This window comes from Minwuia sp. IMCC3060 (genome assembly GCF_029909435.1).
GTDB lineage: Bacteria > Pseudomonadota > Alphaproteobacteria > Minwuiales > Minwuiaceae > Minwuia.
The window spans coordinates 2,780,346-2,802,866 of sequence record NZ_CP123782.1 but is presented as its reverse complement, the minus strand read 5'-3'; the positions used below and the strand labels follow the sequence as shown (position 1 = coordinate 2,802,866).

Sequence of the window (22,521 nt, the reverse complement as noted above, 5' to 3'; positions counted from 1 at the left end):
CCATGCCGGGCCACCGCCGCCAAGGCAAGCGGATTGTGCAAAGAGGCTTTGACAACAAGGGGCGGGAAGCCGATGCAGGCGGAAACGGGCAGGGTCGTGCAGGCGAGACCTTGAAGGGGAGTGAGACCGGATGCGCATGGGTGCGTTGGAGTGGACGATGATGCTGGCGCTCTCGCTGCTCTGGGGGGCGACCTTCTTCTTCGTCGAGATTGCGCTGACCGAGGTCGGGCCCTTCACCCTGGTGCTGGGGCGGGTGGCCTGCGGTGCCACGGTCCTCTGGATTGTCGTGCTGGTCTCCGGTGTTGCCTTGCCGCGCACACTGGCCGACTTCCGGGACCTGCTGGTGATGGGCCTGCTGAACAATGCCATACCCTTCACGCTGATCTTCTGGGGCCAGACCTGGATCACCGGTGGTCTGGCCTCTGTCCTGAATGCCACCACACCGCTCTTCGTCGTGATCGTTGCGCACCTGCTGACACAGGATGAAAAGGCAACCGTCACGCGGACTGCCGGGGTCGTCCTGGGCATGGGGGGCGTCGCGGTGCTGGTGGGTCCGGATGCCTTTCACGGGCTTGACGGCAGCCTGATTGGCCAGATCGCGGTGCTCTGTGCCGCGCTCTGCTACAGCTTCGCCGGTGTGTATGGCCGCCGTCTGAAACGCTTTGCCCCGACGGTTTCCGGGGCCGGCATGCTGACGTCGTCCACCCTGATCATGCTGCCGGTCGCCCTGTTCGTGGAGGGGGTGCCGACGGCGGTGCCGGGCGTCGGCGTCCTGCTGGCCTGGGTGACGCTCGGGACGTTCTGCACGGCGCTGGCCTATATCCTCTACTTCCGCATCCTGGCCACCGCCGGGGCGACCAATCTCATGCTGGTGACCATCATGATTCCGCCGAGCGCCATGGCCCTGGGTGTCATCTTCCTGGATGAACAGGTCACGCCGTCCACCGCCGTCGGGTTCCTGCTGATCTTCGCGGGTCTGCTCTGTGTCGATGGCCGGGTCTTCGACAGGTTCATCCGGGCATGAACGTGCAGGACTGGAACAGGATCCGATCGGAGCTGGACCAACGCGGGTTTGCGCGGTTGCCGGGCCTGCTCGATACCGGGGAAACTGCTGCCCTGCGTCCCCTGTTTGCCGAAGACAAGCCATTCCGCAACCATGTGATCATGCAGCGGCATGGCTACGGACAGGGCAGTTACAAGTACTTTGCCTATCCGCTGCCGAAGGGTGTGGCCGACCTCCGACGCCACGCCTATGCCGAACTGGCGCCATTGGCCAACCAGTGGATGGACCGCATGGGAAAGGCCGAACGGTTCCCCGACAGGCACGAGGACTATCTGGCGGCCTGCCACCAGGCGGGTCAGGTGCGACCGACACCGCTGCTGCTTGACTACGGACCCGGAGACTACAATCGCCTGCACCAGGACCTGTACGGGGAGATGCATTTTCCCATCCAGCTTGTCGTCATGCTCAGCGCGCCGGACGCCTACAGGGGCGGGGCATTTGTCCTGACTGAAGCGCGCCCGCGCATGCAGTCCCGCGCGGAGGCAATCATGCTGGACGAAGGCGAAGGCCTGCTGTTTGCGGTCAATCAGCGGCCCGTGCCGGGCAAGCGCGGGGATTTTCGCGTGACCATGCGCCATGGTGTTTCCACCGTGACTGCAGGACACCGCCAGACCCTGGGCGTGATCTTCCACGACGCCCGATAGGGCCAGCGGTCGGGGGCCGGGAGCTTCAGTCGTCCATCCGCGCGCTGAGCGCCGCCAGCACGTCGGCGAACATTTCCGCTGTCAGCCGGTTGGTGTTCACGTTGTAGCGGGAGCAGTGGTAGCTGTCGGCCAGCAGCAATCCGTTCGGCAACAGATGCATCGCACCATGGCCGAAGGCATGATCCTTCTGCCGCAGTCCGAAGGTGCGGATCACGGCCTCATGGGCGAACCGGCCCAGCGCCAGCAGCGCCTGAAGGTTCGCCATTGCCGCGATCTCGGCCACCAGGTACGGGCGACAGGTCTTGGCTTCGTCCCCGGTCGGCTTGTTGGCCGGGGGAACGCAGCGCACCGCGTTGGTGATGCGGCAATCCGCAAGTTCCAGCCCGTCGCCGGGATGCGCGCCATAGGTCCCGCGTGCGAAACCGGCATCGATCAGCGACGGGTAGAGCAGGTCACCCGCATAGTCGCCGGTGAAAGGCCGAGCGGTCCGGTTCGCTCCCTTCAGCCCGGGGGCGAGTCCGACCACAAGCAAGCGTGCCCCGATATCGCCAAAGGCCGGGACCGGACCATTGTGAAAGTCGGGATAGGCAGCCTGGTTGTCCTGCCGGAACGCGACCAGACGCGGGCACAGGGTGCAGTCCGGGGCCGGTTCATGCGCGGTCATGGCCGGATGTCAGCTGACCAGTTCATCATCGTAGTCGTCGTCGTCCTCATCATCGCGGACGGTGCCGCGCGGGGCATCGTCACGGCGCGGATTCTGCGGGCGCACGAAGCCTTCCCGCCCGATCAGCGGCTGCAGCGTCTGCAGTTCGATGAAGCGGTCAGCCTGCCTGCGCAGCTCATCGGCGATCATCGGCGGCTGGGTCTTGATCGTGCTGACAACGGTGCAGCGCAGGCCACGGCGCTGCACGGCCTCCACCAGGCTGCGAAAATCGCCGTCGCCGGAGAACAGGACCGCGTGATCGATGAAACCGGCCATTTCCATCATGTCGATGGCCAGTTCGATGTCCATGTTGCCCTTGACCTTGCGTCGTCCGTCATGGCCGACGAACTCCTTCGCGGGCTTCGTCACCATCGTGAAACCGTTGTAGTCCAGCCAGTCGACCAGCGGGCGCAGGGGAGAATATTCCTGATCCTCCAGCAGCGCCGTGTAGTAGAAGGCGCGGACCAGATTGGTGTGCCTGGCGAATACCGTGCGCAGCTTCCGATAGTCGATGTCGAAGTTCAGGGTGCGGGCTGCGGCATAGAGATTGGCACCGTCAATAAAAAGGGCCACCTTCTCGGAAGGGTAAAATCCGAGGTCGAGATCAGACATTTGCAAAACCGTTTCAATGAATTATCCATGGCGCTCCGCGTTCCACCGGATCGCGACACCTGATGGCGCAATCGAGCCGGTTCAGGACCTTTGTCGGAGCTATCCCTGCATAGGCTGGAAGGCTTGGAAATGCCAGTGAAAACCACGCCTGACGGACAGGGTGAACGGGCTGCGCGCCGGGAGGACGGGATGATCTTGATAGGACTGGGTGGCAACCTGCCCCACCCCGACTACGGACCGCCGGAGAACACGCTGGAGGCAGCGCTGGAACGCCTGTCGGATCGTGGGGTTCATGTCGCGGCGCGATCGCGCTGGTACGTCACGCCGCCGTTCCCGCCGTCCATCTCGCCGCAGCCCTGGTACGTCAATGGCGTGGCCCGGCTGGAGACGGCGGAAGAGCCGGGGCGGCTGCTGCAGATCCTGCACGAGATCGAATGGTCGTTCGGGCGCGTGCGGCAGGAACGCTGGGCACCGCGCTGGATCGACCTGGATCTGCTGGCCCATGGCACCAGTGTTCTCAGCGCCACCGGTATCCATGGCGTGCCGCAGCTGCCACATCCGCGGATGGCTGATCGGGCGTTCGTGCTGCTGCCCTTGCGGGAGGTCGCACCGCACTGGCGGCATCCGGTCTCTGGCCAGACCGCAGCCGACATGCTTCAGATGGCCGACGCCAGTGGTGTGAGCCTGCTGGAAGCCGAAAAAGAAGTTGCAGGCGCGGCGGCGAGCCGTTAGAGACCCTGAACTTTCCAGAATTGCGCAACCTGTGCCGGAGGTGCCTTCATGGCCCGCGTTACCGTTGAAGACTGTATCGACAAGGTTTCGAACCGTTTCGATCTCGTGCTGCTGGCCGCCCAGCGTGCCCGCGCGATCTCGAGCGGCTCGGAAATTCTGGTCGAGCGCGACAACGACAAGAACCCGGTGGTCGCCTTGCGTGAGATCGCGGAGGAGAAGGTCAGCACCAAGGAACTCGGTGATGCCCTGATCGCCAGCTACCAGCGCCATGTGGAGCGCGACGAGCCGGAAGAGGACGACCTTGCCACACGCATGCGTCGTGAACTTGCTGCCCTGGCCGCAGGCGACCAGAGCGGCGGCTGATGACGCCGCATCGGGTGATGCGATAGGCTTCGCCCCATGATGCGCCAGATGCAGCTGGTGGAACGGGTCCTGAGCTATGACCCGAAAGCCCGCGAAGACCTGATCAACAAGGCCTATGTCTTTGCCGTGCGTGCGCACGGCAGCCAGAAGCGCGCGTCCGGTGATCCCTATTTCAGTCACCCGGTCGAGGTCGCCGGAATCCTGACCAACTACCGGCTGGATACCGAGACCATCGTCACCGCGCTGTTGCACGACACCATCGAGGATACGCTGGCAACGCCGGAGGAAATCGAGCGTGAGTTCGGTCCGCATGTGGCGCAACTGGTCGATGGCGTCACCAAGCTTTCCAAGATGGAACTGAAGTCGGATCAGACCCAGCAGGCGGAGAATTTCCGCAAGCTGCTGCTGGCCATGTCCGATGACATCCGCGTCCTGGTGGTGAAGCTGGCCGACCGGCTGCACAACATGCGCACGATCGGTTACCTGAAGCCGGAGAAGGCGCAACGGATCGCCCTGGAAACCCGGGAGATCTACGCCCCGCTGGCCGAGCGCGTCGGCATGAACGACATCAAGGAAGAGCTGCTGGACCTGTCCTTCCAGGTTCTGGACAAGAAGGCCTGGGACTCGATCGACGAGCGGCTGAAGCAACTGCGGCGCCAGGCAGGCAACCTGATCCTGCGCATGCAGCTCGCCTTGCAGGAGACGGTCAAGACGACCGGCCTGATCGCGGAGATCAAGGGGCGGGAGAAACGCCACTTCTCGATCTGGCGCAAGCTGCAGGAAAAGCGGATCACGTTCGAGCAGCTTGCCGATGTCTATGCCTTCCGCATCATCGTCGACGACGCGGATGCCTGCTATCGCATGCTGGGCGCGATCCATCAGCGCTATCCGATGGTGCCGGACCAGTTCGATGACTACATCTCGATCCCGAAGCGCAATGGCTACCAGTCGCTGCATACGGTCGTGCTGGGGCCGGAGGGGGTCCGGACGGAGATCCAGATCCGCAGCCGGGAGATGCATGAACGCGCCGAGTTCGGTGTTGCGGCGCACTGGCACTACAAGTCCGGTGGCGGCAAGGGATCGCAGCCGAGCGCGGAGCAGGAACGCTGGTTGCGCGAACTGCTGGAGATCCTGAACGAGGCATCGGATTTCGACGAGTTCCTGGAGAACTCGAAGCTGAACATGTACGCCGACCAGGTCTTCTGCTTCTCCCCCAAGGGACGGCTGATCCAGTTGCCGGCCGGTGCGACGCCGGTCGACTTTGCCTATGCGGTGCATACCGATCTGGGCGACACCTGTGTCGGGGCGAAGGTCAACGGTCGCGTTGCGCCGCTGCATGCCCAGCTTCGCAACGGCGACCAGATCGAGGTGCTGACCTCCACCGAGCAGTCGCCGCAGCCGCTCTGGGAGGAATTCGTCGTCACTGGCAAGGCCCGCAGCGCCATCCGCCGCGCCACGCGCCAGAGGGTGAGGGCGGAACATCAGGAGGTGGGGCGTCGGCTGCTGGACACCACGTTCCAGGCGGCGCGCCGCAGGCCCACGGCGAAGAACCTGAAGACCGTGCTGCAATCCCTGCGGCTTGATTCCCTCGGTGAGCTCTACGAGGGCGTCGGGACCGGCACGATTTCCTCCCGCGATGTCCTGGGTATGCTGTACCCGAGCGAACGCTCGCGGCGGCGCTCCCTGGCCCGCCCGAAGAAGACGGTTGCGAATGATGCCGTTCCCGTCAGGGGGCTGACGCCGGGCGTCGGTGTCACCTTCTCCACCTGCTGCCACCCGATCCCCGGCGACCGGATCGTCGGTATCAATGACGCGGGCAAGGGCATTCATGTCCATGCCATCGATTGCGCCACGCTGGAACTCTATCAGGACGTGCCGGAACGCTGGCTCGACGCTGCCTGGACCGGCGATGCGGCGGCGTCGCAGAATTACGTGGCGCGGATCGAGGCGGAGATCGCCAACCGCCGCGGCATGCTCAGTCGTACCACCAGCCTGATCGCGGAGCAGGACGGCAACATTGCCAACATCAGCACCAGCCGCCGCACCGACGACTTCTTCCGCATGGTGATCGACATCGAAGTGCGCGACGTGCAGCACCTGACGGACATCATCAGCGCGCTGGCGGGCGAACCCGGCATGTCACGGGTGGAGCGGGTGCGGGGGTAGGCGAGCGCCTGCCTGGCGGTACCGGCTACTGCGCGTTGCCGTTCAGCCACTTCGCCCGAACCGTGACGTCCTGCGCCTCGTACCCGAGACGGTCGTAGAACCCCAGCGCCGCAGTATTGTCGGTGCGCACCATCAGTTCGACCTTGGGGCAGCCCTGGCCGCGCAGGAAGTCCTCCGCCACCGCGACCAGCGCCCTTGCGATGCCCTTGCCGCGCTGCGCGGGGTCAGCGGCCAGATAGTACATCCAGCCACGATGGCCGTCGTAGCCGACCATCAGGGTCCCGGTGATGCGATCCGCGTCCCTGTGGATGAACAGTTCCGATGTCGCCGTATCCAGCGAACGCAGAATGTCCGCTGCCGGATCGTTCCAGGGCCGGGTCAGACCGCAGGCGGTCCAGAGGTCGATGACCTGATCGCGGTCGTCGGTCCGATAGGGGCGGATGGCACCGCTGTCCGTTGGCTCAGTTGACATTGACCGCGGTGCCGAGGGTAGGCCCGATCTCCGCGTTCAGCACCAGATCGGCAAAGCGGTCCAGGTCGGTGGGGTCGCGGTTCAGGATGACCAGCCCGGCGCCATTCTCCTTCGCCAGTCGCGGGAATCCGGCAGCGGGATAGACCACGAGGGACGATCCCAGAACGATGCAGAGGTCGGCGGCAAGCGTTTCGCGCTCCGCCCGCTCCATCTCCGCGATCGGCATGCTCTGTCCGAAGGAGATCGTGGCCGTCTTCACGATGCCGCCGCAGTTCCTGCAGTGGGGCAGGGTGCCGTCTGCCTCGAAGTGTTTGCGGATCAGGTCCAGTTCGTGACGCAGCCCGCAGTCCAGGCAGGTGGCATAGGTGGAGTTGCCATGCAGCTCGATCACCTTCTCGTCCGGCACGCCGCTGGCCTGATGCAGGCCATCGACGTTCTGGGTGATGATGGCGCTGGCCTTGCCGTCGCGGATCAGTTTCTCCACGGCCCGGTGGCCCCGGTTGGGTGTTGCACTGGCGAAGGTTTCCTCCATGGCGAACTTGCGCCGCCATGACTCGCGGCGCATGTCCTCCCGCGCTATGAAGTCGCCGAAGTCGATGGGCTGGTTCTTGGTCCAGAGACCGCCGGGACTGCGGAAATCGGGAATGCCGGACTCGGTGGAGATTCCGGCCCCGGTGAAGAACACGATCCGGTTGGCATCCCTGATCAGGGTCTGGAGCGCGGCAACATCGTCCGCACTGGCGAAACCTTCCATGGCCATGCCTCCCCCTTCCCGGAATTCTCCGGGACTACTTGCTGTTCTGGGCGCGCAGCCTGACCAGCAGGGCCTCGACATTGCCGCCATTGTTGGCAATGACGGCGCCGAATTCCGAGCGCTGGCTGATCGCCATGCTGACACCTTCCACCAGCACATCGACGATCTTCAGTTCACCGCCGCGATCCAGCACCCGCCAGTCGACCTTCACAGGCTCGCCCTGGGGCTGTTCGATCACCGAACTCACCATTGTCTCATTGTCGCTGATCGGGTTGGCGCCGGTGATGCGCAGGGTCTGGCCGGCATAGGAATTCAGACGGTTCGCATAGGTATTGATCACATAGTCCTCGAACAGGCTGACGTACTCGGTCTTCTGTTCCGGCGTTGCCACCCGCCAGTAGCGGCCAAGCACGATGCGGGCGACCAGTGGCAGATCGAAGCCCCTGGTGAACAGTTCCGCGAATTTCTGCGTCCGCGCGCTCGGGTCTGTATCCGGGTCTGCCAGGATCATGACCGCAGTCCCGCCCAGCCGCTCGACCATCTGTTTCGGCGATTCCGCAGACATGACCGGTGCGGTGGCAAACAGCGCGAAAGTCATGAACACCATTGCCAGCGGTCGAATGAGAGCATTTCGAGTCATGGTCCGATGATTCCCTGATCCGTTCTGGGCCGGATGAAACGTCGAACAGGTCTGTCAGGTCAAGGTCCGCGAGGCCCGGAGGCGTACCTGAGATCACTTGAAAAGCCCGGTACACCCGATCTGTCGCGCTGGAGCCACAGGATTGCTCTTGTGAATATAAAGAAATGTGCATATCCTGATTTCATGGCTGAACAGAAACATATCAGGCTCGACTCCGGAAACGTCACGCCGTCGCCCGCGCCGCTGGCACCCAGGACGGGTGGCAGCATGCCCATGGCGGATCTGGTGCTGGCGCTGAAGGCGGCGAGTGACGAGACCCGGCTGAAACTGCTGGCGCTCTGCCGCCGGTCGGAACTGACCGTGTCGGAACTGGTCTGGATCCTCGGCCAGAGCCAGCCGCGGGTTTCACGCCATCTGAAGCTTCTCTGCGACGCCGGCCTGCTGGAACGCGCGCGGGAAGGGGCCTGGGTCTACTACCGGCTCTCCCTCGACGGGGCGCACGCTGTTCTGGCCAGCGCGCTGGATGACCTGATCGAACAGGGCGACCCGGATCTCGCCACCGAGCTGGTGCGCCTGGACAATGTCCGCCAGCAGCGCGCCAGCCGTGCCCAGGACTATTTCAGCCGTAACGCCGCCCGCTGGGACGAAGTGCGAAAGCTGCATGTCAGCGAACGTGAGGTGGAGACCGCGCTGCATGCGGTGCTGGGCACCGACGACATCGACGACATGCTGGACCTTGGCACGGGCACCGGTCGGCTGCTCTCCGTCCTTTCCGGGCGGGTGGAACGTGCCGTCGGCGTTGATCTGAACCCTGAGATGCTGTCCATCGCCAGGGCAGCACTGGACACGCCGGAACATCAGCATGTGCAGGTGCGGCAGGGCGACATCCTGCGTCTGCCCTTCGCACCAGGCAGCTTCGATCTGGTCACCGCGCATCAGGTCCTGCATTTCATGGACGAACCGCGCCAGCTTGTCGCCATCGCGGCGTCGATGCTGCGGTCCGGCGGACGGCTGGTCGTCGTCGATTTCCTGCCGCACACGCAGGAGGACCTGCGCACTGAACACGCACACCGTCGCCTCGGCTTTGGCGACGACGAGATCCGGGCCTGGTTCACCGAGGCCGGCCTGACACCCGAACACACCCTTCACCTGCCGGGCAGGACGCTGACGGTCGGACTCTGGTCCGCCACCCGCGCTGCCGGGGATCAAGAGGCATGAGCATGTTGATGAAGAATGTCGCCAGCGGACCCGCGCTGGAAATCTCGCTGGAGTTCTTTCCGGCGAAGACCGAACAGGGGGCGGCAAAGCTGCCCCGCATCGCGCGGGAGCTTGCGACCACGGCACCGGCCTTCTTCTCGGTCACCTATGGTGCGGGGGGAACGACCCAGACCGGCACACTGGAGACCATCCAGGCCATCAGCGGCGCAACCGGCCTCCAGGGTGCCGCGCATCTGACCGCCGTGGCCCAGTCGAAGGCAACGGTGGACGCGGTGGCGCGTGACTATCTGGCTGCCGGTGTCAGCCGCATCGTCGCCCTGCGCGGCGATCCGCAGAACGGTGACACGACCTACCGCCCGCACCCGGAAGGGTACGCCAACGCCGCCGATCTGGTGGCCGGCCTGCGGCGGATCCATGACTTCGACATCTCGGTCGCGGCCTACCCGGAGGTTCACCCCGACTCCCGCGACAGCGCCGCTGATCTGGACAACCTCAAGTCCAAGTTCGACGCCGGAGCCAACCGTGCCATCACGCAGTTCTTCTTCGATGCGGATGCCTATCTGCGGTTCCGCGATGCGGCGACCGCGCGGGGCATCTGGCAGCCGATCCTGCCCGGCATCCTGCCGATCCGTGATCTGGAGCAGTTGCGGCGCTTTGCAGCCGGCTGTGGCGCGGTGATTCCGGACTTCGTCGTGCGCCGGATCGAGGCGGCGGGCGACAGCCGCAGGGATCGCCAGCGGGTCGCCGTCGATCTGGCCGCCGAACTGTGTCAGCGGCTGGCCCGGCACGGTGTTCCCGGCTTCCATTTCTATACCCTGAACCAGTCCGACATGGTGACGGAGGTCTGCCGCCGGATTGACGTGGCGCAGACCGGCGACCGGATCGCACTTTCCGGGACGGAGGCATCGGCGCGGGCATGAGTGATCTGATCGAGGCTCTGAAGAGCGACGTCCTGCTTTGTGACGGCGCCATGGGCAGCCGTGTGCAGGCCATGGGGCTGGACATTGAAGTCGACTACGGCGGGCAGGAAAACTGCACCGAGATCCTGAACCGGACCCGGCCCGACATCGTGCGGGAAATCCACCGTGGCTACGTCGAATCTGGTTCCGACATCATCCAGACCAATACCTTTGGCGCGTCGCCCATCACGCTGGGCGAGTTCGACCTGACGGATGAGGCATTCGATCTGAACCAGCGCGCTGCCCGGCTGGCGCGGGAGGTGGTGGACGAGGCGCGGCAGGCGGATGGCGTCCGCCTCTACGTGCTCGGCTCCATCGGTCCCGGCACCAAGCTGCCGAGCCTGGGCCATATCGCCTATGACGATCTCGAGGCGGCCTATCGCCTGCAGGCCGATGGGCTGATCTCCGGCGGGGTCGATGGCATTCTGATCGAGACCTGCCAGGATCCGCTGCAGATCAAGGCGGCGGTGAATGGCGCGAAGGACGCGCGCAAGGCTGCCGGTGTCGATGTGCCGGTGATTGTCCAGGTCACCGTGGAGACCACGGGGACGATGCTGGTCGGCGCCGACATTGCCGCCGCCGCGACCATCCTGAAGGCGATGAGCGTCGATGCCATCGGTCTGAACTGCGCCACCGGCCCGAAGGAGATGATGGAGCACGTCCGCTTCCTCTCGGAAAGCGTCGATGTGCCGATCACGGTGCAGCCGAACGCCGGACTGCCGGAGCTGATCGACGGGGAGACGGTCTATCCCCTGCGCCCGGACGAACTGGCCGAATGGCTGCGCCGCTTCGTCTCGGACTTTGGCGTCAATCTGATTGGTGGCTGTTGCGGCACCACGCCGGAACATATCCAGGCGCTGGACCGGATGCTGAGCGATCTCGGTCGCAACCGCCGTCGTCCGGAACCGGCCCCGCGCACGCCCGAATGGACGCCGTCCATTGCATCACTCTTCACCCAGACGCCGCTGCGCCAGGAAAATGCTGTGCTGGCCATCGGGGAACGCTGCAACGCCAACGGGTCGCGCAAGTTCCGGGAACTGCAGGCGGCGGAGAACTACGACGCCTGTGTCGCCATGGGCCGTGATCAGGAAGGCGAGGGCAGTCATGCCATCGACCTCTGCGCCGCCTATGTCGGGCGCGACGAGATCGCCGACATGACGGCATTGCTCTCGCGCATGCGGGGCAGCCTGACGGCACCGCTGGTGATCGATTCCACCGAACTGCCGGTGCTGGAACACGCCCTGAAACTCTATGGCGGCAAGGCGGTCATCAATTCCTTCAACTTCGAGGACGGGGAGGAACCGGCCGACGCCCGGCTGACCCTCGCGCGCCGTTTCGGGGCGGCCATGATCGCCCTGACCATCGACGAGGACGGCATGGCCAAGCGGGCCGAGGACAAGCTGCGCGTGGCGAAGCGGCTGCACGATGTCGCCGTGAACCGCCATGGGCTGCCGGCCAGTGACCTGATCATCGACCCGCTGACCTTCACCATCTGCACGGGCAACGAGGATGACCGTAAGCTGGGCCTCTGGACCCTGGACGCCATCGAGCAGATATCGAAGGAACTGCCCGACTGCCAGATCCTGCTGGGCCTCTCCAACATCTCCTTCGGCCTGAATGCGGCGGCGCGGCATGTGCTGAACTCGGTCTTCCTGGACCACGCGATGAAGCGGGGGCTGAACGCCGCGATCCTGCATGCGTCGAAGATCGTGCCGCTGCACCAGATCCCGGAGGCCGAGGTGAAGGCCGCGGAGGACCTGATCTTCGACCGCCGTGCCGAAGGCTATGATCCTCTGGAAGCCTTCATGGAACTGTTTCAGGACCGCAAGGTCGCCAAGACCGTGAAACAGCGGGCGGAGACGGTGGAAGAGCAGCTCAAGGACCGGATCATCGACGGTGACGGGCAGGGCCTTGCGGAAGATCTCGACACCGCCATGAAGACCCATCCGCCGCTCGACATCATCAACAACATCCTGCTGGGTGGCATGAAGGTGGTGGGTGAACTGTTCGGTGCGGGGAAGATGCAGCTGCCGTTCGTGCTGCGCTCCGCCGAGGTCATGAAGGCCGCGGTGGCGCATCTGGAACCGCACATGGAGAAGATCAAGGGGCAGGAGAAGGGCACCATCGTCCTCGCCACCGTGAAGGGTGACGTGCATGACATCGGCAAGAACCTCGTCGATATCATCCTGACCAACAACGGCTACCGGGTCGTCAACCTGGGGATCAAGCAGCCGCTGAACAACATCGTCGATGCGGCGAAGGCGGAGAAGGCCGATGCCATCGGCATGTCGGGCCTGCTGGTGAAATCCACCGTCATCATGCGCGAGAACCTGCAGCAGATGGCAGCAGAGGGGCTGGATATCCCGGTCATCCTCGGCGGTGCGGCGCTGACCCGGAAATATGTCGAGCAGGATTGTCTGGAGGCCTATGGCGGCCAGAGGGTTGCCTATGCCCGCGATGCCTTCGACGGGCTGAAGATGATGGACCTGATCGGCACCGGCACGTTCGACGACCATGTCGCATCCGCGTCGGAGACCCGTGCGGCGCGACCCTCCACCCGCAAGGCCGTCGGTCGCCCCTCCGAAGGTGTCACCCGGCCGGTGGACTTCGAGGAGATCAGCCTGCGGCGGGCAGAACTGCACCAGGATCACGTACCGCCGAAGCCGCCGTTCTGGGGCGGACGCCGGATCGATCACGTCGATCCCCGTGCGCTGCTGCCCTATCTGAACGAGACCATGCTGTACCAGTTCCAGTGGGGCTTCCGGAAGGCCGGGCGCGACCGGGAGGACTATCGGAAATGGGCGGAGCGTGAAGTCCGACCGATCATGCATCAGATGCTGGCGCGCTGCCGGGAAGAGAAGATCCTGACGCCGAAGGCGGCCTATGGATACTGGCCCGCCGCCAGCGAACGCGATGATCTGGTGCTGTTCGACCCGGAATCGGAGAAGGAAGTCGCCCGTTTCTCCCTGCCCCGGCAGAACCGGGAAGGGGGACTCTGCATCGCCGATTTCTATCCGGAGGCGGAGACGGGGCGCCGGGACGTGATCGGGCTGCAGCTCGTCACCATGGGCACCCGCGCCTCCGACGTGGCACGGGAATGGTTCGCGCAGGACAAGTATCAGGACTACCTCTACCTGCACGGCCTGTCGGTCGAAATGGCAGAGGCGATGGCCGAGATGGTCCATGCGCGCATCCGGTCCGAACTTGGTTTCGGGTCGGAGGACGCGACGGACCCGCACGCCCTGCTCAAGCAGGGCTATCGCGGCTCCCGCTATTCCTTCGGCTACCCGGCCTGCCCGAATCTGGAGGATCAGGCCGCTATCCTGGACCTCGTCGGCGCATCAGCCATCGGCGTGGAGGTGGCGGAGGAAGGCCAGCTGCATCCGGAGCAGTCGACTTCAGCGATTGTGGTTCTGCATCCGCAGGCGAAGTACTTCTCGGTCTGACCCGACGCTCCCACTCCTGCTCTGACGCTCGCGGACCTGATCCGCGAGCCCGGACGCCCACGTTTGCGCGGCACCATGGGTGCCCGGATCAAGTCCGGGCACGGCGTCGGTGGGATGGAGATGTGGTTCCCGACTTCGCCCCTTCGCGACGCTCGCGGACTTGATCCGCGAGCCCAGTCTCCCACGCTTGCGCGGCGCTGCTGGGTACCCGGGTCAAGCCCGGGCACTGCGAGGTGGAAAGTGGGACCGTCGGGTCATCCTCTCCACCTCTAACGACTCCCGAGGACCCGAGTTGCGGACCGCGAAGGGCCGCTACCGGTCCAGCAGCAGTTCGGCGAAGGTCTCCAGATCGCCCTCCGCCTTTGGCCAGACCATCAGGCCGGTGACGGGGCTGTCGTCCCAGGCGGCGAGTTGCTGGCGAATCCGATCCTTCGGTCCGACCAGCGCAATCTCGTCCACCAGTTCGTCAGGGACTGCGGCCACCGCCTCCCGCTTCTTGCCGTCCAGAAAGAGGTCCTGGATCTTGCGGGCGGCGTCGGCGTAGCCCATGCGGACGATCAGTTCGTTGTGGAAGTTGCGGTCCTTCGCCCCCATGCCGCCGATGTAGAGGGCGAGGTTCTTCTTCACCTCCAGCCGTCCGGCCTCCAGATCGTCCGTGATATGCAGCTTCATCGGATAGAGGATCTCGAACCCTTCCGGCCGGCTGGCGATGTTCTCCGCATAGACCTCCTGCCGCCAGGGTGAGTAATAGAGCGGATACCAGCCATCACAGGTCTCTGCCGCCATGGTGACGTTCTTCGGCCCCTCGGCACCCAGAAAGATCGGCAGATTGGCGCGCAGCGGATGGGTGATCGGTTTCAGCGGCTTGCCCAGACCCCAACTGCCGGGTGCGTCCGCCGGGTAGGGCAGCGTGTAATGGGGGCCGGGGCCGACCACCGGCTGCTGGCGCTCCAGCACCTGGCGGATGATCGAGATATATTCGCGGGTGCGGGACAGGGGCTTGGCGAAAGGCTGGCCGTACCACCCCTCCACCACCTGCGGACCCGAGACCCCGAGGCCGAGGATCATGCGACCCTGGCTCAGGTGATCCAGCGTCAGGGCATGCATCGCCGTGGCGGTCGGTGTACGGGCTGAAATCTGCACGATGGCCGTGCCGAGCTTGATGGTGCTGGTATGCGCGCCGACCCAGGCGAGGGGCGTCAGGGCGTCGGAGCCATAGGCTTCCGCCGTGAAGAATCCCCAGTAGCCCAGCTTCTCCGCCTGTTGCGCCGTGCCGATGATGTTGGCGGGCGGTTCCGCACCCCAGTATCCGGTCATCAGTCCCAGTTTCAGTGACATGTACCTGGCCCTCCCCGGCCGATTGCCGTTCTGTCGCGGCTCAGCGACTGCATTTCCTGCAGGCTGCAAGCTTGAATGCTGCACTGCACAGGCGTACGGTCCCGCCGCGCGGTGATGCCGCGTCGCGCCCGGTGCAAGGTCTGCGCGGGTGCGGTCCACGGACCATGGAGCAAGAACATGTCCATCCTCGCCTCTTCCCTCAGCCGCATCAAGCCATCGCCGACCATCGCGGTCACTGCCAAGGCCCGTGAGCTGAAAGCGGCGGGCAAGGACGTGATCGGGCTTGGTGCCGGGGAACCGGATTTCGATACGCCGGACAATATCAAGGAGGCGGCGATCGCCGCCATCCGTGAAGGCCAGACGAAGTACACGGACGTGGACGGCACGCCCGCGCTGAAGCAGGCCATCGTTGCCAAGTTCAAGCGGGAGAACGGGCTGGACTACGAAACCAGCCAGATCACCGTCGGCACTGGCGGCAAGCAGATTCTCTACAACGCGCTGATGGCGACCATGAACGAGGGTGACGAGGTCCTGATCCCGGCCCCCTACTGGGTGTCCTACCCGGACATGGTGCTGCTGGCCGGCGGAACCCCTACCTTTGCCTCTGCCGGCGCCAACGAGGGCTTCAAGCTGCGCCCCGAGGTGCTGGAGGAAGCGATCACGCCGAAGACCAAGTGGCTGATCATGAACAGCCCCTCCAACCCCTCCGGTGCCGGTTACACCCGTGACGAACTGGCGGCCCTGGGGGAGGTGCTGAAGCGGCATCCGCATGTCTGGGTCATGACCGACGACATGTACGAACACCTCGTCTATGACGACTTCGAGTTCACGACCATCGCCCAGGTGGTGCCGGAACTTAAGGATCGCACCCTGACGGTGAACGGTGTCTCCAAGGCCTATGCCATGACCGGCTGGCGCATCGGCTATGCCGCCGGTCCCGTGGAACTGATCAAGGCCATGGGCAAGATCCAGTCGCAGTCGACCTCCAATCCCTCATCGGTCAGCCAGGCCGCGGCGGTGGAGGCCCTGAACGGGCCGCAGGACTTCATCAGCGAACGCCGCAAGGTCTTCGAGCAGCGCCGCAATCTGGTCGTGGAAATGCTGAACGCGGCGGAGGGGCTGCACTGCCCGACGCCGGAAGGGGCCTTCTACGTCTATCCGTCCTGCGCCGGTTGCATCGGCAAGAAGACGCCGGAGGGCAAGGTGATCGAGACCGATACCGATTTCGTTACCTACCTGCTGGAAAGCGTCGGTGTGGCCTGCGTGCAGGGTGAAGCCTTCGGCCTCGCCCCGCATTTCCGCATCTCCTACGCGACCTCGACGGAAGCCCTGACGGAAGCCTGTTCCCGCATCCAGAAAGCCTGCGCCGCGCTGGTCTGAGGCCACTTTCCTCAAACGAGAGCTGCCACCCACAACGACGTCGCCGCCGGACTCGATCCGGCGGCCCAGCGGTGCTGCGCACAGGTGGGAGACTGGACACCCGGGTCAAGCCCGGGTGAGGCGTGGGATGGTGTGGAGATACACGTCAGGCCAGCCATGCCCGCCACCCACACTGACGTCGCCGCCGGACTTGATCCGGCGGCCCAGCATTGCCGCTCAGGTGTCAGAGACCGGATACCTGGGTCGAGCCCGGGTGCGGCGTGAGGTGGTGTGGCGGCGGCCCGATCGGCGGTACCCTATCCCTTCCGGCGCTGGTTGAGACCGATGTGGCGTCCGGCTTCCGGCGGGGGTGTCAGCTTGCCGTGGACTTCCGCAATTTCCGCCAGACGCTGCTGGACCACATCGGCCATGGGCGCGGTGCGGCGGGTGGCGCGGCTGACATGCAGCGACATCAGTTCGTTGGTGGCGGCGCGAAAGCCTTCCCTGCCGTGGATCATCTCGTGGATGTAATGGATGCGCTTCGCATCGTGGCCCAGCAGGGTGGTGCGGAACGTCAGCGGATCACCCTCCCGCACTTCCTGCAGGTAGTTGATGTGGGCCTCCAGCGAGAAGGTGCTGACCTGCTCCGCCTCCCGGTGGGCCGGGGTCAGGCCGCAGGCGTCGAGAAAGGCGTCGGTCGCATGGTCGAACACGACCATGTAATAGCCCATGTTCATGTGGCCATTGTGGTCGATCCACTCGGGCCGGACATGGTCGGTATGGATCTCGAAGGGTGCGGTGATAGGGATCATGCGCGTTTCTCCTTTTCCGCAGTCAGCGCGATACGACGGGCCTCCGCCTGTTGTGCAATCTCCCAGCGGCGGTCGTCGTCGGCACGGGACCATTCACCGATCTCGGCGCGGTTGCGGTAGCAACCGATGCACATGTCCCGACCGGGATCGAGAATGCAGACGGAGATGCAGGGGGAGGGGACGGTGGCGCGCGCCATCAGCCCTTGTCCATTCCCGCCTTCGCCCGCAGGCCGGAGATGGTGGCCGTGGGGGACAGCACGTCCGGGTCGATGCGGATCTCGATCAGGCTCGGTCCGCTTGCGGCCAGCCCTTTCTCCAGCGCGGGGAAGAAGTCTTCCGTCTTCTCCACCACGGTCCCGTCCATGCCATAGGCGTGGGCGATGGCGGCGAAGTTCGGGTTCTTCAGTTCCGTCGCGATCTCGCGGCCGGTGTAGTCCCGTTCCTGGTGCATGCGGATGGTGCCGTACATGCCGTTGTTCACGACGATGAAGACGATGGGCAGATCGTACTGCACGGCTGTCGCGAACTCCTGCCCGTTCATCATGAAGCAGCCGTCGCCGGAGAAGCTGATGACATGGCGGTCGGGGTGGGTCAGCTTCGCCGCCACGGCGGAGGGCACGCCATAGCCCATGGAGCCGGAGGTGGGGGCCAGCTGGGTGCGCCAGCGCTTGTGGCGCATGAAACGGTGCACCCAGGTGATGCAGTTGCCGCCGCCGTTGGTGACGATCGTGTCCGGGGGCAGGTTCTCGGAGATGTGGTGAATGATCTCCGCCAGTTGCACGTCACCGGCCATGGGGATCGGCGTGGACCATTCGAGGAACCGCTGATGCGCCTCCGCGATCACGCCCCTGTCCGCGCGGACAGCCATGCCCTCCACGGCGCGGGCGAAGGCGGCGGGGGTGGCGACCAGCCCCAGATCGGCCTGGTAGACCCGGCCGATCTCCTCCGGATCCGGATAGACGTGAATCAGTGTCTGCTTCGGGCGCGGAATGTCGAAGTGGCTGTAGCGTCCGGTGGTCATTTCCCCCAGCCGCGCGCCGACACAGATAACCAGGTCGGCGGTGGTGATGCGGCGCACCAGTTCCGGGTCAGGCCCGATGCCGGAGACGCCCATGTAGGCCGGTGCCGTATTGTCGATGAAGTCCTGACAGCGGAACGACGTGCAGACCGGCATGTCGTTGGCGGCGCAGAAGGCGGCCAGCCGGTCCGCCGTGTCCTGTGACCAGCGCGACCCGCCGACGATCATCACGGGCCGCTCCGACCCCGCCAGCATTTCCTCGAACCGTTTCATGTCCTCTGGCGTCGGTGCGATCTCCGGGGTGCGCCACGGGGTGCCGACCGCCGCCTCCACCGCGTCCCGCAGCATGTCTTCCGGCAGGGCAAGGGCCACCGGGCCGGGGCGGCCGGCTGTGGCATTGTGAAACGCGCGGCTGACATATTCCGGCACCCGGACCGCATCCTCGATCTGGCCGGTCCATTTGGTCAGCTGTTCGAACAGCCGCCGGTAGTCGATTTCCTGAAACGCTTCCCGATCCACCTGCTCCCGCGCTACCTGGCCGATGAACAGGATCATCGGTGACGAGTCCTGAAACGCGATGTGCAGACCGGGGGAGGCATTGGTGGCACCCGGGCCGCGGGTGACGAAACAGATGCCGGGGCGGCCCGTCAGCTTGCCATAGGCCTCCGCCATCATCGCCGCGCCACCTTCCTGGCGACAGGTGATCAGCCGGATGGAAGGCTGGTCGTAGAGGGCATCAAGCGCGGCGAGATAGCTTTCGCCGGGGACGCAGAACGCCAGATCCGCCCCGTGCTTCGCCAGGCTGTCGACCAGCAGTTGCCCGCCCGTCCTGTGATTCGTGGCCATGTGATGCGCTCCCCCCAAAGGCTGCTGCCCGTCCCGGACAGGCTGTTTGTCGGACGCTATGGTTTTCGGCCTGTCGGTGCAACATGCGACGGCCAGGGCGGGTCATGCCTGTCATCCACCGGAGGCAATTGACCGTATGCGGGTGACTGCTAGGTTCAGCCCAGACAACGGGGAGCGTGACGATGGGTTTCTTCAATTTCGAACCGGCCACATTACCGCCGGAAGCCGAGGCCTTGCGGCCCGAGGTGCGGGCCTTTCTGGCCGAGGCGCTGAAGGACAAGCGCCCCGTGGACCGGGCCTGGAACTGGATGGGCCACGATCAGGACTTCAGCCGCAAGGTGGGGGAGAAGGGCTGGCTCGGCATGACCTGGCCAACGGAGTATGGTGGCGGTGGCCGCACCTTCTTCGAACGCTATGTGGTCATGGAGGAGATGCTGGCCGCAGGCGCGCCGGTGCAGGCCCACTGGGTTGCCGACCGCCAGAGCGGTCCCCTGCTGCTGCGTTTCGGTACCGAGGAGCAGCGGAAGTTCTTCCTGCCGCAGATCATCAGCGGCAATGCCTGCTTCTGCATCGGCATGTCCGAACCGGACTCCGGCTCCGATCTCGCCGCCACGCGCACGAAGGCGGAGAAGGTCGACGGCGGCTGGAAGGTCAATGGCACCAAGGTCTGGACCTCCAGCGCCCATCTCGCCCACTACATGATTGCCCTGCTCCGCACGGACGCGGAGGACAAGCATGGGGGCCTGACCCAGTTCATCGTCGACATGAAGTCGCCGGGGCTGACCGTCAGCCCGATCATCAACCTGGCCGGCAACCACCATTTCAACCAGTGTGTCTTCGACGACGTGTTCGTGCCGGATGACCGTCTGGTGGGCAAGCCGGGCGGCGGCTGGAACCAGGTGGTGGCGGAACTGGCGTTCGAGCGCAGCGGGCCGGAGCGCTACCTGAGCTGCATCCAGCTGATCCTGGAATTGCTGGGTGTCGCGGCGCAGAGCCGTGATCCGGCGATGGTGGAGGAAGTGGGGCGCCTGTCGGCCCATGCCATGACGCTCCGCCGCATGTCCCTGTCGGTCGCGGGCAAGCTGCAGCGTGGCGAGAATCCCTCGCTGGAGGCCAGCGTGGTGAAGGATGTCGGCGGTGTGTTCGAACAGTCGATTCCGGAGATCGCCGCGCGTCTGGTGGAGGAGGAACCGACCCTGATGGGCGGCGACAACTTCCAGCAGGTGCTCGCGTTCCTGACCATGGAAGCCCCATCCTTCAGCCTGCGCGGCGGTACCCGAGAGATCCTGCGCGGCATCATTGCACGGGGGCTTGGCCTCAGATGAGTGAACTTCGCAATATCCTGACCGACAGCGTCAATGGCCTGTTCGGTGATCGCGTGACCCGCGAACTGCTCACCCGGTTCGACGAGACCGGTGACGATGGCGGCATCTGGGCGGAGGTCGAGGCCCAGGGCCTGACCCGGCCGCTGGTGTCGGAGGAGAACGGCGGTGTCGGCGGCGAATGGCGCGATGCGCATGTGCTGCTGTCCGCCGCCGGGTTCCATTCCGCGCCGGTCCCGCTGGCCGAGACCATCCTGGCGAGTTGGCTGGCGGAACGGGCCGGACTGCCGGTGCCTGAAGGCATGGCGACCATCATCGATGGCAGCGACGGCAGCCTCACCATCGCGGGCGACGGCGGCTCGGCGAAGCTTTCGGGAACCGTGGCCCGCGTGCCCTGGGCCTCGAAGGCGGAAACGGCCCTGGTCGTTGCCGCGCAGGATGGCGGTGTGATGGTCGGTGCGGTCCGCCTGTCGGACGCCCGTGACATCTCCGCCAGCCAGAACATGGCGCGGGAGCCGCGCGACGATGTCAGCTTCGACGGCGCGCCGGTGCGCGTGGCGCATCTGCCCAACGACCTGCCACGGGATGTCATCCTGCAGTATGGCGCGATGGTTCGCGCCGCCCAGATCGCCGGGGCGATGGACAAGGTGCTGACCCAGACGGTGCAGTACGCCAACGAGCGGACGCAGTTCGGCAAGCCGCTGGGCAAGTTCCAGGCGATCCAGCAGGAGCTGTCGCGCATGGCCGGCGAGGCCGCATCGTCCGGTGTGATCGCGGAGGCTCCCTTTGCCGCGCTGGACGCAGGGCAGAACCCGGAATGGCAGATCGCCGCCGCCAAGGCCCGTACATCCGAAGCTGCGGGTGTCGGGGCGACCGTCGGTCACCAGACCCATGGCGCCATCGGCTTCACCTATGAGCACAGCCTGCATTTCGCGACCCGCAGGCTCTGGTCGTGGCGCTCCGAGTTCGGCGGGGCCCGGTTCTGGGCACGCAGGCTCGGCACCCGTGCGGTGGACCGCGGGGTGGAGAATTTCTGGGCGGATATCGTTTCGGGCTAGGACAGGTGTTTCGGGCCAGGACAGGGCGCGCGGCTGTGATCCTTGGCGGCTGTGGTTACGGAGAATAGAGAAAGCATGGACAGTTTCGAATTCATCACCGTCACCCGCGATGAACGGGACGGGGGCACGATCGCCACGATCACGCTCGACAGGCCGACCAAGCTGAACGCCATGTCCACGGCCATGAACGGCGAACTGCAGGCGGCGGCCTATGATCTTGCCCGCGATGACAGCCTGCGGGCCGTCGTGCTGACCGCGGCCGGCAAGGCCTTCGTCGGCGGTGCGGATATCCGCGAGATGGCACAGCTCGACCGGCACACCGCGCGCACCTTCATCACCAACCTGCATCTGGCGATCGACGAGATCCGTCGCATTCCGGTGCCGGTGATCGGGCGCATCAACGGCTTCTGCCTCGGCGCCGGGCTGGAACTGGCCGCCGTCTGCGACTTCCGCGTCGCGGCGGAGGGCGCGAAGTTCGGCATGCCTGAAGTCCGGGTCGGCATGCCCAGCGTCATCGAGGCTGTCCTCCTGCCGCGCCTCATGGGCTGGGGCAAGGCGACGGAGATCCTGCTGACCGGGGACATGATCGATGCCGCCGAGGCCATGGTCTGCGGTCTGGTGCAGAAGGTCGTGCCGGCGGAGCAGCTTGATGTGCAGGTGGAGGCCTGGGTGCAGTCGATCATGCAGTCGGCCCCCGACGCGGTGCGGATGCAGAAGCGTCTGATCCGCAGCTGGCAGGACATGCCCATCGACGCCGCCATCAACGCCGCCATCGATGCTTTCGAGGAAAGCCACGCCGGCGAGGAGCCCCGCACCTATCTGACGCGGTTCCTGGGCGGCTGACCTGACGTCCCTGTCTCTGCCGGGGCAACCGGGGAGAGGATGCGATCAGGACCACGGGCTGCGCGAAAGGCCGCCGTCCCTGCGGCAATCCGACAGCAATCAGGCCCGCATCCGCCACACCGGGAAAAACCCCTTGTACAGGTCGCCACGCCC

The 22,521-nt window shown here is 65.3% G+C and carries 21 protein-coding genes; 12 read left to right on the top strand and 9 right to left on the bottom strand.

Annotated features, from left to right (window positions below; all coding sequences use genetic code 11):
- Positions 1 to 136 precede the first annotated feature (136 nt).
- Positions 137 to 1,024 carry a DMT family transporter gene (locus QGV54_RS13180; RefSeq protein ID WP_281016386.1) on the top strand — a complete coding sequence of 296 codons (888 nt, stop codon included), beginning with the start codon at positions 137 to 139 and terminating at the stop codon, positions 1,022 to 1,024.
- Positions 1,021 to 1,707 (top strand): 2OG-Fe(II) oxygenase, encoded by a 687-nt coding sequence (locus QGV54_RS13175; RefSeq protein ID WP_281016387.1) that lies wholly within the window; start codon positions 1,021 to 1,023, stop codon positions 1,705 to 1,707. Before QGV54_RS13180 ends, QGV54_RS13175 begins: the two co-directional genes overlap by 4 nt.
- 25 nt (positions 1,708 to 1,732) lie before the next feature.
- On the opposite strand, the gene QGV54_RS13170 is transcribed toward QGV54_RS13175, so the two are convergent.
- Both QGV54_RS13170 and QGV54_RS13165 read right to left on the bottom strand, forming a co-directional pair.
- Positions 1,733 to 2,371 (bottom strand): uracil-DNA glycosylase, encoded by a 639-nt coding sequence (locus QGV54_RS13170; protein WP_281016388.1) that lies wholly within the window; start codon positions 2,369 to 2,371, stop codon positions 1,733 to 1,735.
- A gap of 9 nt (positions 2,372 to 2,380) precedes the next feature.
- Complete coding sequence (locus QGV54_RS13165; protein WP_281019959.1) at positions 2,381 to 3,022, bottom strand: NYN domain-containing protein; 642 nt, start codon at positions 3,020 to 3,022, stop codon at positions 2,381 to 2,383.
- A 189-nt stretch (positions 3,023 to 3,211) separates the two neighbouring features.
- Here QGV54_RS13165 and folK point away from each other — a divergent pair, with 189 nt between their 5' ends.
- Genes folK through QGV54_RS13150 form a run of 3 tightly spaced genes read left to right on the top strand, consistent with a single transcriptional unit; the run spans position 3,212 to position 6,283 of the window.
- A complete protein-coding gene (gene folK, locus QGV54_RS13160; RefSeq protein ID WP_281016390.1) occupies positions 3,212 to 3,754 on the top strand; it encodes a 2-amino-4-hydroxy-6-hydroxymethyldihydropteridine diphosphokinase in 543 nt (180 codons plus the stop codon).
- 48 nt (positions 3,755 to 3,802) lie between these two features.
- Positions 3,803 to 4,117, top strand: a complete 315-nt coding sequence (rpoZ, locus tag QGV54_RS13155; protein ID WP_348637606.1) for a DNA-directed RNA polymerase subunit omega — start codon at positions 3,803 to 3,805, stop codon at positions 4,115 to 4,117.
- Positions 4,118 to 4,153: 36 nt separating this feature from the next.
- Entirely contained in the window at positions 4,154 to 6,283 is a 2,130-nt protein-coding gene (locus QGV54_RS13150; RefSeq protein WP_281016391.1) for a bifunctional (p)ppGpp synthetase/guanosine-3',5'-bis(diphosphate) 3'-pyrophosphohydrolase, read from the top strand.
- Positions 6,284 to 6,308: 25 nt separating this feature from the next.
- Here the strand turns inward: QGV54_RS13150 and QGV54_RS13145 are convergent, their stop codons facing one another.
- The 3 genes from QGV54_RS13145 to QGV54_RS13135 are packed head-to-tail and all read right to left on the bottom strand — an operon-like array spanning position 6,309 to position 8,107.
- The gene (locus tag QGV54_RS13145; protein ID WP_281016392.1) at positions 6,309 to 6,755 is read right to left on the bottom strand and encodes a GNAT family acetyltransferase; all 447 of its coding nucleotides are present in this window, start codon (positions 6,753 to 6,755) and stop codon (positions 6,309 to 6,311) included.
- The gene (locus tag QGV54_RS13140; RefSeq protein ID WP_348637697.1) at positions 6,745 to 7,509 is read right to left on the bottom strand and encodes a Sir2 family NAD-dependent protein deacetylase; all 765 of its coding nucleotides are present in this window, start codon (positions 7,507 to 7,509) and stop codon (positions 6,745 to 6,747) included. Before QGV54_RS13140 ends, QGV54_RS13145 begins: the two co-directional genes overlap by 11 nt.
- A 34-nt stretch (positions 7,510 to 7,543) precedes the next feature.
- On the bottom strand, positions 7,544 to 8,107 hold the full coding sequence (locus QGV54_RS13135) for an ABC transporter substrate-binding protein (protein WP_281016394.1): 564 nt from the start codon (positions 8,105 to 8,107) through the stop codon (positions 7,544 to 7,546).
- 225 nt (positions 8,108 to 8,332) lie between these two features.
- Between QGV54_RS13135 and QGV54_RS13130 the strand changes: the two genes are divergently transcribed.
- From QGV54_RS13130 to metH, 3 genes are read left to right on the top strand one after another with little or no spacing between them, the layout of a single operon-like run.
- Positions 8,333 to 9,367, top strand: a complete 1,035-nt coding sequence (locus QGV54_RS13130; RefSeq protein WP_281016395.1) for a metalloregulator ArsR/SmtB family transcription factor — start codon at positions 8,333 to 8,335, stop codon at positions 9,365 to 9,367.
- Positions 9,364 to 10,287 (top strand): methylenetetrahydrofolate reductase [NAD(P)H], encoded by a 924-nt coding sequence (gene metF / locus QGV54_RS13125; protein WP_281016396.1) that lies wholly within the window; start codon positions 9,364 to 9,366, stop codon positions 10,285 to 10,287. Before QGV54_RS13130 ends, metF begins: the two co-directional genes overlap by 4 nt.
- The gene (metH, locus tag QGV54_RS13120) at positions 10,284 to 13,772 is read left to right on the top strand and encodes a methionine synthase (RefSeq protein WP_281016397.1); all 3,489 of its coding nucleotides are present in this window, start codon (positions 10,284 to 10,286) and stop codon (positions 13,770 to 13,772) included. Before metF ends, metH begins: the two co-directional genes overlap by 4 nt.
- Positions 13,773 to 14,084: 312 nt before the next feature.
- On the opposite strand, the gene QGV54_RS13115 is transcribed toward metH, so the two are convergent.
- Positions 14,085 to 15,110, bottom strand: a complete 1,026-nt coding sequence (locus QGV54_RS13115) for an LLM class F420-dependent oxidoreductase (RefSeq protein WP_281016398.1) — start codon at positions 15,108 to 15,110, stop codon at positions 14,085 to 14,087.
- A 177-nt stretch (positions 15,111 to 15,287) separates the two neighbouring features.
- On the opposite strand from QGV54_RS13115, the gene QGV54_RS13110 reads away from it, so the two are divergent.
- Complete coding sequence (locus QGV54_RS13110; protein WP_281016399.1) at positions 15,288 to 16,490, top strand: aspartate transaminase; 1,203 nt, start codon at positions 15,288 to 15,290, stop codon at positions 16,488 to 16,490.
- Positions 16,491 to 16,786: 296 nt separating this feature from the next.
- On the opposite strand, the gene QGV54_RS13105 is transcribed toward QGV54_RS13110, so the two are convergent.
- The 3 genes from QGV54_RS13105 to QGV54_RS13095 are packed head-to-tail and all read right to left on the bottom strand — an operon-like array spanning position 16,787 to position 19,145.
- Entirely contained in the window at positions 16,787 to 17,281 is a 495-nt protein-coding gene (locus tag QGV54_RS13105) for a thioesterase family protein (protein WP_281016400.1), read from the bottom strand.
- Positions 17,278 to 17,478 carry a DUF1289 domain-containing protein gene (locus QGV54_RS13100; RefSeq protein ID WP_281016401.1) on the bottom strand — a complete coding sequence of 67 codons (201 nt, stop codon included), beginning with the start codon at positions 17,476 to 17,478 and terminating at the stop codon, positions 17,278 to 17,280. The genes QGV54_RS13105 and QGV54_RS13100 overlap by 4 nt, the downstream gene beginning before the upstream one ends.
- Positions 17,478 to 19,145, bottom strand: a complete 1,668-nt coding sequence (locus QGV54_RS13095; RefSeq protein WP_281016402.1) for a thiamine pyrophosphate-binding protein — start codon at positions 19,143 to 19,145, stop codon at positions 17,478 to 17,480. Before QGV54_RS13095 ends, QGV54_RS13100 begins: the two co-directional genes overlap by 1 nt.
- Positions 19,146 to 19,327: 182 nt before the next feature.
- On the opposite strand from QGV54_RS13095, the gene QGV54_RS13090 reads away from it, so the two are divergent.
- The 3 genes from QGV54_RS13090 to QGV54_RS13080 all read left to right on the top strand — a co-directional run bounded on the left by QGV54_RS13090 (position 19,328) and on the right by QGV54_RS13080 (position 22,368).
- Positions 19,328 to 20,470, top strand: coding sequence for an acyl-CoA dehydrogenase family protein (locus QGV54_RS13090; RefSeq protein WP_281016403.1), 1,143 nt, complete (start codon positions 19,328 to 19,330; stop codon positions 20,468 to 20,470).
- Positions 20,467 to 21,525, top strand: coding sequence for an acyl-CoA dehydrogenase (locus QGV54_RS13085; protein ID WP_281016404.1), 1,059 nt, complete (start codon positions 20,467 to 20,469; stop codon positions 21,523 to 21,525). The genes QGV54_RS13090 and QGV54_RS13085 overlap by 4 nt, the downstream gene beginning before the upstream one ends.
- Positions 21,526 to 21,600: 75 nt before the next feature.
- Entirely contained in the window at positions 21,601 to 22,368 is a 768-nt protein-coding gene (locus QGV54_RS13080; protein ID WP_281016405.1) for an enoyl-CoA hydratase, read from the top strand.
- Positions 22,369 to 22,521: the final 153 nt, after the last annotated feature.